The sequence below is a fragment of the Nostoc sp. genome (assembly GCF_036917935.1).
In the GTDB taxonomy this organism is placed as follows: domain Bacteria; phylum Cyanobacteriota; class Cyanobacteriia; order Cyanobacteriales; family Nostocaceae; genus Nostoc.
Window position 1 is genome coordinate 136,541 of the sequence record NZ_JBALEL010000060.1, and the last position, 12,429, is coordinate 148,969.

Genomic DNA, 12,429 nt, shown 5'->3' on the forward strand with positions numbered 1-12,429 from the left:
AATATAAGGTGCTTGTAGTATCGTATTTTGGGGTGCAAATGAAACTATTAGAAGCGTCTAATCCTCTGGAAACATTTGGCTATGTCGCCACTGCAATCAGTGACATTAATTTAGCTTATCTGCATTTAACTGAGGAAATGGCAGATTTTGGACGCGAACATACTACTGTGCCAACCAGTTATATCCGCGATCGCTTTTGTGGCACATTAATTGTTAACGGTGGTTATAATCAAGAACGAGCTAATGCTGTGTTAACAAGTCAACAAGCAGATTTAGTTTGATTTGGCAAGTTATTTATCGCCAATCCAGATTTGCCACGGCGGTTCCTATTGAATGCACCACTAAATCAGATTGATCCTACGACATTAGGAGGCACTGGAGAGAAGGGGTACACAGACTATCCGTTTTTGACTCCAATTACGAACGTTAGGTTGGGCTACGCCTGCGCTAAATAGTATCCCAGAATGTTAAATATACTGGTATTATGTATGCTATACTTGCTAAAAATCAGGGAAATTTTCAAGGCATATTGATGCCTGACAACAAAAACGGTAAACACGAGAAAACCTTGCTATTGCTGGCGGCAACGATGAAATCGCCAGGGCAAACGTATCTAAAGTATAAGAATCGCTTAATAGCGCGGGTTTGGACGTTTGATTGTTTAAGCCGTTTTGTCATCAAGATTCTTATCCAGTAAAGGTTTGGTGAAATTACGTGCGTTTACACTGCTTAAGACTCTGGCAGCCAAAAGCAAGTCTGTAGATGCAAACGGTGTTGAGTTGCATTCAAGGAAATAGGGGAAACCATGTGCCAAGAGCGATCGCAACGTACAATAGCAGCTGAATATTGCGGCAAGGGTGGAACTTCTTTAACTACAGATGTAGTCTGATTATCTTCGAGAACTCGGAAACACCCTCCCCAATCTATGTTCCATCCCTGATTGAAATAGAAAAGATGAGTTACATGTTTACGCGGGATATCTGTATGAGGACGGTTCCAGAATCCTAAATCATGTCGTGTTAAATAAATTGTTAGTGAATGGTTTTTCAAATCCAAATTAGTAAGATGCTCCATCGCCTCTCGATAATCAGGAGTGAGAAGTTGTTCAATCAATTTTTGCCAACTAAGACTCAGATCCTTGATATCTTGTAGACCTTTGTACTTACTTTCATCCAGAATGCAGCGTGCAAAAAACCTGTAGTTATTATATGTATATTCCGGGTATCCATCTGGCTCAAAGTCTCTAGCATGATATTCTTTATAGTTTGTAGTAGGAAAACTATTTGCTAGTTCAGATTGTACTGAAGTGTCAAGCAAGTTTTCAAACACAATCCATTTATAAGGAATTGACTGCATAGTTGCATTACTAATTGCACTCAAGTTCAACATAATCCCTCTTAAAAAACTTTCAAATAGTTTATTGCTGTTTAACTAAATATCGCTCCAAATCGTCTATCATCCGATTGGCTGCAAGGGGGCCAAACTGAACCCAGTAAAACCCCACGTTATGAACTTTTTTCTGCTGGACGACTTTTAACTTCGACCACAACGGTTCTGCTTTCAGTTGCTCAAGCATTGGGTGTAAATCCCTTGTGCCCAGTGCGTCTTCTGATACTAGAAATAAAATATCCCCATCTAACTCACTCAGGAGTTCCTTCGATAAAGCATAGCCAGCAGGGCCACCCCCTAGACTCAGGGTTGCTTGACTATCCAAAGTTTGAGAGTAAGGACGTGCAACACCCGCATCTTTAAGAATAACTCCTGAAAAACTTGCCTTCGCCCACAGCCAAAGTGCATCAGTACGCAATTCGGCAACCGAGACTAAAGTTGTGTTAAGGCGATCGCCCATTTTTGCTTTAAACTGTTTTAAACGTGCATAATAATTATCCATTACCTGCTGGGCTGTTTTAGTTTTACCCAGAACACTGGCTGTGAAAGCAAAAGATTCTTTCCAAGCTCCACTGGCTCCAGGAGGAGCCAAAACAGTGGGTGCAATGTGTGATAACAGTGGATAAATATCTTGATGAAAATGCATACCAAGAATTAGGTCTGGTTTGAGAAACAAGACTTTTTCGATACTAGGAGAGAGCCAATCTACATCTTCAATACCTGATAGCGGGCCTACTAACCGCTGCAATTGTGAGACAAATAACTTTGGGGCAGCTATAGGTTTGATCCCCAACGCCAAAGCATTTTCTAAAGAACCACCACTAAGCATAACAACTCGTTGAGGATGAGCAGGAACTATTGTCTTACCCATTAAGTGCTGAACTACTCGAACCTGACTTAAAGAAGAAACACTCTTGTCATGGCTAACTTTTGGGTAATTAAAAAAGAAACAACCGTTTAGCCACACTACCACAGCAAGCAACCCTAAAAGGGGCAGGTATAGGACAAAACACTTGGCTAACCAAGAAGTTGTTCTCATTACAATTCCCACTTCACTGTCAACTCTGCTGTATACGGACGACCAGGAATAATTCTTTGGAGATAGTCAAAGCTTGCTTCATAATATCGAACATTAAATATGTTATTCAAGTTGAGCCCAACGCTAAAGTTATTATTGCGATAGTACAGAGCTGCATCGGTGAGAAAGTAACTTGGGATCGTATATGTATCCAAACTATCTGGCTTATTATCTCCAACGTAGTTAAAGCCAATTCCACCTCCAAAACCTTTGAGAGAGCCAGTACCAAAGGTGTAAGTTGTCCACAAACTAGCGACATGCTCTGGTACTCCCTCTACTCGACTCCCGACTGGAATATCATTGTCTTTGGTAACGCGTGCGTCTGTATAACCGTAGAAGCCAATCACATTCCAACCAGGAAGAATTTCTCCGGTGACACTCAGTTCTACTCCCCGACTTCTTTGTTCTCCTGTTTGCACACTATAATCGGGATCGGTAGGATCGGTAGTTAAAATGTTAGTTAGTGTCAGATCATATAAAGCAAGTGTTGCTGAGAGTTTGTTATCGAATAAATCAGTCTTAGCGCCCACTTCATACTGAGTACCCAGCCGCGGTTTAAAAAGGTTGTCATTTTTATCTGCACCCGTTTCTTGTTCAAAAGAGCGGCTATAGCTGGCGTAGAGTGAGACAGGCGCTATGGGTTGATAAACTATGCCTACCCTGGGACTAAAGGCAGAATCAGACTGGACACTCGCCGTTGAAGCAATCCGATTGGCAAACTCATTCTCTACTAAGTCATAACGTCCACCCACAAGTAGTTTGAGGTTATTGGCAAGTGTCACTTGGTCTTGAAGATAAAAGCCTAAAGCATCATCTCTAAAGTAGAGATCAAGTCTTCCAAAAGTATCACCTAGTGGTTGACCATACACTGGGTTAAAAACATCAAGAGGAGCCACAGCTCTTCTAAGTATATTAATACTTTGGGTTTGTCTAAATAAGTCAAACCCCGCCAAAAGTTTATGTTTTATACTACCAGTGTTGAAATCACCAATCAGATGAGTATCTATTGTGTAAGCTTCATACTCTGTTGGCTTTGGAAAAATAGTCTGTCTTCTTTCGACAGTGCGGTTGTCTGCTTCCAGTAGACTGGTAACATTTGTTTCACGTAAATCAAGGGTTAAAAATGCAGCTTGAAATGAATTACTAATAGACCAGTTATCGTTAAAGCGATGTTCTAGATTGTAATTATATCTATTAAGCTGGCGGTTAAAGAAATCAGTCGGTTCTCCTAAATAACGGTTAATAGGGATTTTGCCATTTGGGTTAGGAAGTATAGTTGCACTAGCAATCTGATCATCACCAGTACCTAGCGACTGTTGTATGTCTTCATATTCTGAATCAAAAGTTAGATTTGTATTTTTCCCTATACGCCAATTAATAACAGGCGAGATGAAAAAACGCTTTTCATTATAAAAATCAGTAAAGTCTTCTGCGGTTCTGTAAGAAGTGTTTAAACGATACGACAGACTGCCATCTTTTGTTAGAGGACTAGAAAGGTCAAGTGAAGGTTCAAAAAGTTCATAACCACCACGCCTTACCTGAATGGCATAGTAAGGCTGACTCAAAGGCTTTTTGGTAACTATATTAATGATCCCACCTGGATTGACTTGACCATAAATTACAGAGTTTGGCCCTCTAACAACTTCTGCTCTATCTATATTTGTCAGCGAACTTGAGAAAGCAGCACCATCTGCAAAGCGGTCTTTGATGCCGTTCCTATAAACGTTTCTAGCTCTAAAACCTCGAATAGAAAAAGTGTCTGCAATTCGAGATGAAAAATTATTTTGGACAACGCCAGCATTTCTGAGTATCCCAATTAAGTTACGCGGTTGTTGGTCTTCGATAACTTGTTGAGGAATCACCTGAACCGAAGCAGGAATATCACGCAATGGCGTATCTGTTTTCGTTGCAGTAGCTGCATCTGGAACCCAATAGTCTGTATTTGGTGGAGCAGTCACATTTAACTCAATGGGCTTTTCTGGCTCTGTTGTAGATGGTTTTTGTTCCAACGTTGTTGTTGGCTGTTGAGCAGTAGAAGTACTAGGGGTCACTCCAAAAACTAAACCTTCTTTTGTACTATCAAACAACTCCACCGCAGGCGCGAAAGTTTCCCCAGTCACCGTTACTCGCAATGTGTTCGCATCTACATTTGCAACTGTTACTTCTGCAATTCCGGCTACTGGCTTTGATTGTCTAAAATCCCCACTTCTTAGTTGCAACTTAGCATTAGGGATATCTGCAATATAGGAATTACCCTCAGTTTTCGGTAAAACTTGTAATTTGAGAGAATTAGCTGTGACTAAAATTAACTCTATTCTTTTATCAGTAGAGTTAACCTTCACATCCGTAACTAATACCACATCTGTAGTTGCTTGACTAAGTTCAGGAAAATCATTCTGTCTGGATACTCTCCATAAATATAAAGCATTAGTTTTAGGAAGCTGTAGCTGATTCAATGACTGAATTTCACTCTTGACTTCACCTGAACTTGCGTTAGATTTCTCAGATAAGAGTTGTTCAGCATTAGCCGAATTATTTACAGTCAGGCAAACAACTGGTATTGACCAGCCAATAACAGCATAAAGTAGTTTTACACGCATTTTATACATACAGACCAACACACTACACTAAAATCGCTTCAATCAGAACTGGGTATTGGGTTCTGGTAAATCCTTTGAAATTTGGCAAGAATTGAATCACTTCCTACATTTTCCTGATTTGATTACCTAATTCCTAATCCCCAATACTCTTAAATAACCAAGTTGGTAAAAAAAGCTGTTTATACCAACCCGATGATTTCAAAACAATACAATACCCAGAGTGTTAGTGTCTTATTCAAGCCGGACTTTTTTTATTCAAAACGGACTTTTATCTACGACAAGACTTAGGACTGATACCAAACTTCTTACGAAAAGCATTGCTAAATGAGGGTAAACTAACATAGCCTACTTTCAGAGCTACTTCTGTGATATTCATGTTTCCTTGGATTAGCAGTTTATGAGCTAGCTCCATCCTATAATGATGTAAATAGCCGAATACTGTAGTTCCAAAGACCTGTCGAAAACCTTGTTTAAGTTTGCGATCGTTTAATCCTACTTGCCGTGCTAGTTGTATAAGAGAGGGTGGGTTATCGTGATGCTTTAATAAAATTTCCTTAGCATGATAAACGCGGTCAACCTCTGAGGCTCTAAGTGCATAAATTTCTAGTGAACCTTGGTGAATTTGTATTTCTTGTTCTATGATTAATGCTACTAATTCCCAAACCTTGCTTTCAAGATACATTCGCTTAGTCACACCTTGGTAGGGACATTGAAGAATTTGTTGTACAGCTACCTGCATAACTGGAGTTTGGGTTCCATAGCGCTCATATGTTAATAGATCCCAGCGTCTGATAAGATGTTGTAATTCTGTGGTAAGTTCGCCAGATAGATTTCCTGCAAAGTTGCGAAACGCATCTGGATGTACATGAACAGCTACTTCTACTATCCGCGCTGATGGCTCGAATATAGCGCACTCAGATGCCATACCACTACCACTCAAAAAGTATTCTCCAGTCTTAAACTCAAGATTTTTAGATTGGCTATCTACTAAAATAAAGAATCGGAATTCTAATGGATGCTTGCGGTCAGGAACTTTTAAAACTACTGATTTGTCTTGCTGATACTTGTCGATGTCTAAAGATATGCCATCTCGTAGCTGAATATGTCGCCAATACCCTTCACCAATACCAAATGGATATTTTCTGATAATATCAAACTCATCGCTACTGCTGCCATTATCCTGAATTATTTCTGCTTCGTATAAGATTTTTAAGTAATCGGCTTGCGAGAGTATTAGTGTCATCGTAATAGTAACTTTCTAGAAAGTGTTGAAATAAGCAAAATAGGAAACATGTGATTGCCTTAAGTCACAAAATATGTAGAATAAAGTATGATTAACTATATATTTAAATTATAAAAATTGCTGAAGTAGACGCTGACGAGGAATGATTTGAATTGATTGGGGAATATCTCACAACGGTGTATCTATCTTTGTTACCGTATTTATATTCGATACTCGATAGGTATCTGCCAAAGCTATCACCTCTAATTCAATTGCTCACTACATGCTCAATTAAGCTATGAAGGGTAAGTGGAAGACCTATTACCCTTTATCCAAAACCCTATGACAATCTCACCCCAAGATTCGTGTTCCTTGAATTGGGGTTGTTGCATCAGGTACGTCAGTTAACCTAGTCTGAATATTACCAACTTTGTGAGTAAAATATCAAATATCTTCCTAATACAAATCTTAAAAAGAGTATTCTAAATCTTGCTGCTCTGACGGGGGTGACTTATCATTGGGCTACTCAAATTGAGTATTGAAGCCGTTTTTAATTAAAATCATTCGGGAAAGTACTGTTAAGTTGACCCAAATCTTTTGTCAGAGTATCTTTACCAAATGCAGTATTAAGTAGCCAAGATTATTGGTAATGTCATCATAATACAATCTAAATATCTATCAAGCAGGGCGATCGCTTACCCCTCGTACTGCCAATACTCATTTGTCATGAAAACCTGATGATCTCAATCATCTAGCCGCATCAATATTCTGATTAAGTTTTTAATTCTTGACTGTGCAACCACTAGACCCTCTCATCCTTCCATATTAAGGGTTTGCACCTTACAAGCGTGCCATTTTAACTTGACGATTTTCCTTTTAAAACTTGAGTATTTCCCAATTATAGTTGTCGGGAAAAGGTTCTATTTCCCAGACTATGCTTTCTCCTGCTTCTAAGGCAACTTCTACGTAGAGTTGTTCTACAGCCGTTGTAGCTACATCTTCATTATTGGGAAAAGGCTGTAAATCTTCGGTAAGTAATCGGAGTTTAAAACCACCGGGAATAGCTGCACCGATCGCGGCGTTACGTAATTCAAAACGCCAAATAGTTGCATCTGGCTCATATTGTGGTATAATTAATAATTCGTAAATTTGACCTGCGATCGCCAACCGACGAGAGAGAATAGTATTTGGTTGTGTGTCTTTCTCACCCCGCGCCCCAGCAGCACTCTGTTGTAAATCAAAGCTTCCCCAACCGACAACCTTAGCAACCTGAGAAACACCGCTTTGCAACCATTGGAGAACTGACCACTGTTCTGGTAATCCTAAGCGTCGTTGATATAAATTTTCTCGCCAACCGCCATGTTGAATTAATCCACCCCACAGTTGAAAAGGGATTTCTTGCCGGGGTGTAAGTATTTCCGGGTTTCCCAGACGGGCAATTAAATTTTGTGCCTGTTGTGGTGATAAGCTGGGAATCTCTTCAATAGTGCTACGGGTGGGTTCTTCTGGACACAATTGACGCGCGATCGCTAAAACGCTGATATCGTTGATTATATCAGTAGCATCCAGGGAATAAGTGCGATCGCTGGCATCATAACTGCCTTGATTTTTAAGTTTTTCATGGCTACAATAACCCCAAACCCTCACATAGCCTTCATCTGGTTCAACTTGCACAGCTAAATAATAATCACCTACCCAACTAGGAATATCCACCCATTCTTGGGGTACTCGCAATTCACTCAAATCAATTGCTTCACTAGGAACCAAGACTAATCTTGTTGCATCAAGCGTGAGTGCAATTCCATTAACCAGTTCCCAGAAACTTGGTAAAGCATTGATAGTTGGCCAAACCTTTGTCTGCGGTGTCCAGTCTTCTTGCAACCATACTAAGATAGCACCCAGGCAAAGTTGATTAATATAAGCTTGATAGCGAGAATTAGGATTAGAAAAAGCTTGACTGTCCAAATCCGCTTGGTTTTGGGTAATTGTAGGGATTTCTAAAACCAAATCTGTTGGGTTAGCGAAAGTAAATACAGTAGTCATAGGGATTGGGGATTGGGGATTGGGGATTGGGGATTGGGGATTGGGGACTGGGATTAGGGATTAGGGATTAGGGATTAGGGATTAGGAGACCTCTTGCAAAAGTCTCTAACACCCCACCCCTCCCCGCTTGCGGGGAGGGGAGCGTTTGCGTCAGCAAATGCGGGGTGGGGTTCTTTATTTGTGATTTATGCAAGAGGTCTAGGGTTGAGGTTATAAGCTAGATTAACGAGGCTCTGAGGTGGATTAACGAGGCTTTGAGGTGGATTAACGAGGCTTTGAGGTGGATGAACAAGCCTCTGAGAGGATGTTTGAAAAGTCCTGTTGTTGGTAGCAAAAAGTTTTAGATCCCCCTAAATCCCCCTTAAAAAGGGGGACTTTAAGAAGTTTTCCCCCCTTTTTAAGGGGGGCTAGGGGGGATCAAGATGCGCTGAAAATCACAGCTAACCACTTTTAAAACAACCTCTGAGGTGGATGAACGAAGTTCTAACTCCCCAATCCCCAGTCATACACCATAGTAATTTTTCAACCATTCCTCCATTAGTATGTTTATACTTTTGAGTAGGTCGGAAGTAACGGAAATATGCAAACTATCTTTACTCCAGTTAGCTAAAAAGCGTAACAAAGTTTCTTGGGCTTTTTTTAGTCGCCGTGAGACAGTATATTGCTGTATTTGTAATTGTTTGGCAATTTTGTCTTGAGTTAGTTCTTGAGCATAATAAAGTTGTAAAATTTCTTGTACTTGCGGTTCAAGTTGAGCGATCGCAGCCACTAAAACTTTGTTAATCTCAGTTTGTTGAAAGTTTCTTGTTTGCTCTTCTTCTTGGGCAAGAATTTGATTAATTAGAGATTCTTGTTGGGTTCCGGGAATATTATCAAGCCACTCCCACGAATTATCGTCCCCTTTAGGGATATTGAGAGAGTCAACCGGAAAGTAACGATAGCGGCGTGCGGCTTTAGCAGCAGTTAAAAGCCACTTTTCTAGGGTTTGGGAATTGACTTGCTGACCACTTTGTGAATTATAAGCTTTAGCGATCGCCTCCCAAATCTCATTGTCTGGTTGAGCAATTTGGCGAGAAGTACCTTTGTGTGTTGGAATATATAGACTTTTGAAACAGTTCCAAGCTATGACGTAAGCATTAATATCTTCTAGCAATAAACCTGCATTTTGTAAAGACTCCACCAAAAACTTTTTAGTAATTTTTCGTAATAGTCCCCAATCTGTACAAATATCAATTTCACGATTTTGGCGTAAATTTTCCCGAATAGCACTGCTAAAGATGGCGCTAGCGTAGTTTATTAAAATAAAGCCTTGATCTGCATTAAATCCTTTCAGGACTTTATCAACTTGAGCGATCGCAATTTGAAAACAGTCTGATAGCTTATACTGAGTACTCGCAAAACTGTTAATTGTTTTTTGGGATGCCCAATAACAGGATTCTTGCAAGTAAGCTACCAGATGATCTTTAGCCAGTAGCTTTGTCTCAGGAACGAGCCAAAATTTATACCAATATAAAGCCCAAAAATGTTCCGAAATTTCTTGAGGCGTGCGGTTGAGACAACTTTGGATACTGCGACGTAACCTTGATTCCGTCGCCCAACGACTGAAGCGATCGGCGTCAAATTGCACAAAAGTTGAAAAGATTTCAATAATGCTTTGCCGAGGATGCATAAAAAATTGTCACCCAACCTATAGGAAGACTGAAAGCGTTAAACGATGCCTACACAAACTTTACTACAAGGACTGAGGATTATATCTCAATACGCTTGGGTTAAGAAAAATTGTAGGTTGGGTTAAGCAAAGCGCAACCCAACAAAGCCCCAGAAATGTTGGGTTTCGTTCCTCAACCCAACCTACACACTACACACTTTAAGGTTTTTGGCACTAACCCAAGAGTATTAGATTATATTTCAACTCCAAAGAAATTTTGAGCATTTGGTATATTTTCCTCCGTTTGCATGAGTTTGAGGCTTGTTTATCCCTCAAAAATGTTTAAGTCCCGTTAAAAAATTCAAGTATTAAACCTCATTTATATGGGGTTTTTCTGTTTCCAGTCAAATTGAATTATTCTCGGAAAACAATTTTCCCAAAGACTGCATAAAAATATCAAAGCAAACCTATTGAGTAAGTGAAAGGTGAAAACTGAAAACTCTAATCTGAGTTTTTAAACACTTGTCACCCGATCACAATTTACTTAATAAGAATAAAATTCCATGTCTACTAAAAAATCCAACCAAGTCAAATTCATTCTCAGTATTCTTGCTATGAGCAGCGTTGCAGCTTTTAGCTCAGGTGTTAATGCTCAAACTGTAAAGCCAGATGCTACTGTTGATACTTTCTTGAACCGTGCTAATTTAAGTAGTAAATCTACAAAAGTTCAAAACATCAGAATTGAAAAGTTGTCTCCGACTGTAGAACGAATTAATAACTCCTCAAAACTTCAAAGACAACTAGAGGCTGGAGATAATGGCTGTAATGGTAGCTGCGGTATAAAGAAACCTTCTGACCGAGGACGTGAAGTGATTATTGACCGTGCAAATCGTAGTGGGTCTTTACTCAACCAATCTCTACCTCAGATACGCAAATAAAAACTGCACTCATTAAAGTACAGCAATACTAACTCAGGAATAGTATGTCTACTTTTAAAAGTTCAACTACTATTCCTTATCTATACATTTTGGAGGAAAATTATGAGCATGAAACTTTCCGATTATCATGTTGTAACACCGCAATTTTTTGATGAACTTGAACAACGGATCAAAAGAGTTGTTTTTGCAACACGCACTGCAAGTATACGCATCATTGATGACCATACCTGGAGCCTTATAGAAACCGGACAATTTGAGCAATTTTCTCAAGATATCTTATTTGACTTCGTTGATATGGAACTGATAGTTCCTGCCCATGAGGATGAACTCAAAACAATTTTGGATCGCAATAATGCTGCCAAACTAGATGATGATGTTCTCTCTTTAGTTGTTCAACCCACTGCATTTTGTCAACTAGGATGCCATTACTGTGGTCAAGAGCATACTAACAAAATGATGAGTGAAGACGACCAACAAAGATTCCTAGAACGTACCCGTGTCAAGCTAGCAACTCAAAAGTTTCATAGTCTTTCTATTACCTGGTTTGGTGCAGAGCCACTAGTAGGATTGTCTGTGATTAGAACGCTTACCCCTCAATTAAAGTCTCTCGCTGAAAATTTTGGTTGTAGCTACGATGCCCGAATTGTCACAAATGGTTTAGCACTGACAGAGAAGGTTGCAACTGAACTAATTAACGAATTCGATGTAACTTTTATCGAGGTTACTCTTGATGGCGTAGCAGAATTCCACAATGCTCGACGAATGCAGAAAAATGGTTTGCCAACTTTCGATACTATCTTCGCTAATGTTACTGCTTTAGCACATCGAGATGACCTTGATGTACAACTGAGTATCCGTTGTAATGTTGACCATGAAAATTATGAATCTGTTTCTTTGCTACTGCAAAAGTTAGCTGAGGAAGGGTTACAAAAGAAGCTTCGTTTCTATGTAGCACCTATCCATTCTTGGGGAAATGATGCTCATACTCGTTCACTAACTAAAGAGGAGTTTGCCGAATGGGAAATTGCTTGGTTTGGTGAAATGATTAATCTTGGTTTCCCCATTGGACTTATCCCAGAAGTCAAACCTATTGTTTGTATGGCTGTAACACCGAATGCTGAATTGGTGGATGCTTATGGCAATATTTTTAATTGTACTGAGGTGTCTTACGTACCTACTTATGGTACACCTAATGAATATGCCATTGATCACCTATCTGGCAAAGAGATGCCTGGTAAACGCGATCGCTTGGGCAATTTTAATGAACGAGTTCGTCAAGGCGAATACCCGTGTTCTACCTGCCCCATGCTTCCAGTTTGCGGCGGTGCTTGTCCTAAAAGTTGGTTGGAAGGAATAGCGCCTTGTCCTAGTGCAAAACACAACATTGAGCAGCGTTTACTTTTAACTTATGCCTTATCACGTATTGAGCAAGAAGAATCGAGTTTACAAGAGGTTAGTTTAATCAATGCTTGATGTCTCCAGTCAACTTCTACAGGAAATAATGCTAAAAC

General features: G+C 39.7%; 9 protein-coding genes. 3 read left to right on the forward strand and 6 right to left on the reverse strand.

The window, feature by feature from the left end:
- Window positions 1-38: 38 nt before the first annotated feature.
- The gene (locus V7K62_RS25770) at window positions 39-281 is read left to right on the forward strand and encodes a hypothetical protein (protein ID WP_334869111.1); all 243 of its coding nucleotides are present in this window, start codon (window positions 39-41) and stop codon (window positions 279-281) included.
- Between the two features lie 448 nt (window positions 282-729).
- On the opposite strand, the gene V7K62_RS25775 is transcribed toward V7K62_RS25770, so the two are convergent.
- From V7K62_RS25775 to V7K62_RS25800, 6 genes are all read right to left on the reverse strand, one after another.
- Window positions 730-1,389: a hypothetical protein gene (locus tag V7K62_RS25775; protein WP_334869113.1), complete on the reverse strand. Its 660-nt coding sequence runs from the start codon at window positions 1,387-1,389 to the stop codon at window positions 730-732.
- Between the two features lie 28 nt (window positions 1,390-1,417).
- Window positions 1,418-2,428, reverse strand: a complete 1,011-nt coding sequence (locus V7K62_RS25780) for an iron-siderophore ABC transporter substrate-binding protein (protein ID WP_334869115.1) — start codon at window positions 2,426-2,428, stop codon at window positions 1,418-1,420.
- Complete coding sequence (locus V7K62_RS25785; protein WP_334869117.1) at window positions 2,428-5,067, reverse strand: TonB-dependent siderophore receptor; 2,640 nt, start codon at window positions 5,065-5,067, stop codon at window positions 2,428-2,430. Before V7K62_RS25785 ends, V7K62_RS25780 begins: the two co-directional genes overlap by 1 nt.
- Window positions 5,068-5,335: 268 nt before the next feature.
- Window positions 5,336-6,310 (reverse strand): helix-turn-helix transcriptional regulator, encoded by a 975-nt coding sequence (locus V7K62_RS25790; RefSeq protein ID WP_334869119.1) that lies wholly within the window; start codon window positions 6,308-6,310, stop codon window positions 5,336-5,338.
- A gap of 855 nt (window positions 6,311-7,165) precedes the next feature.
- A complete protein-coding gene (locus V7K62_RS25795; RefSeq protein WP_334869121.1) occupies window positions 7,166-8,332 on the reverse strand; it encodes a DUF1822 family protein in 1,167 nt (388 codons plus the stop codon).
- A 502-nt stretch (window positions 8,333-8,834) separates the two neighbouring features.
- Window positions 8,835-10,001 carry a sigma-70 family RNA polymerase sigma factor gene (locus tag V7K62_RS25800; protein WP_334869123.1) on the reverse strand — a complete coding sequence of 389 codons (1,167 nt, stop codon included), beginning with the start codon at window positions 9,999-10,001 and terminating at the stop codon, window positions 8,835-8,837.
- A 542-nt stretch (window positions 10,002-10,543) separates the two neighbouring features.
- On the opposite strand from V7K62_RS25800, the gene V7K62_RS25805 reads away from it, so the two are divergent.
- Both V7K62_RS25805 and V7K62_RS25810 read left to right on the forward strand, forming a co-directional pair.
- Complete coding sequence (locus tag V7K62_RS25805) at window positions 10,544-10,918, forward strand: hypothetical protein (RefSeq protein WP_334869125.1); 375 nt, start codon at window positions 10,544-10,546, stop codon at window positions 10,916-10,918.
- 102 nt (window positions 10,919-11,020) lie between these two features.
- Complete coding sequence (locus V7K62_RS25810) at window positions 11,021-12,391, forward strand: radical SAM/SPASM domain-containing protein (protein WP_334869127.1); 1,371 nt, start codon at window positions 11,021-11,023, stop codon at window positions 12,389-12,391.
- Window positions 12,392-12,429: the final 38 nt, after the last annotated feature.